The sequence below is a fragment of the Shigella sp. FC1967 genome (assembly GCF_001743005.1).
Lineage (GTDB): Bacteria > Pseudomonadota > Gammaproteobacteria > Enterobacterales > Enterobacteriaceae > Proteus.
This window is the reverse complement of the sequence record NZ_MIIZ01001448.1, coordinates 1-345: the sequence shown is the minus strand read 5'-3', so window position 1 is coordinate 345 and position 345 is coordinate 1. Positions and strand designations below refer to the sequence as shown.

At 50.4% G+C, this 345-nt stretch carries 1 pseudogene; it reads right to left on the bottom strand.

Features of this window, described 5'->3' with window-relative positions:
• Positions 1-147 precede the first annotated feature (147 nt).
• Positions 148-345: pseudogene (locus BHE89_RS26705) on the bottom strand (hypothetical protein); the annotation flags it as partial.

Below are 345 nucleotides of genomic sequence, written 5' to 3'. Positions count from 1 at the left end.
TCATCTCACGGCCAACATCACTGGATTTCCCGGCAGTGGTTTTGGTTTCCTCCAGCTCTTTCTTGACTCGTTCCAGCTCCTTTTTCAGGTCGGAGTTTTTCACGAGACACCATCTTCACATCGGCAGACAACGAATCTATCCCGATCTCACGGGTGTTTTTTGTCTGTGAGAACGTGCTTGATGGTTTCTTGGCGACCGCGCTTCTCTTCTTTCTTGGGTTCACCAGAGAACATTGTCACGACCGCAAAAAGAACGAAGACGCCGCCAGCGATAGACACCCAACGCTTCTTGTTGGGGTCTAACTGTGTCCAAAATCGCTTAATCATTGGGCACCTCCCAGCAGC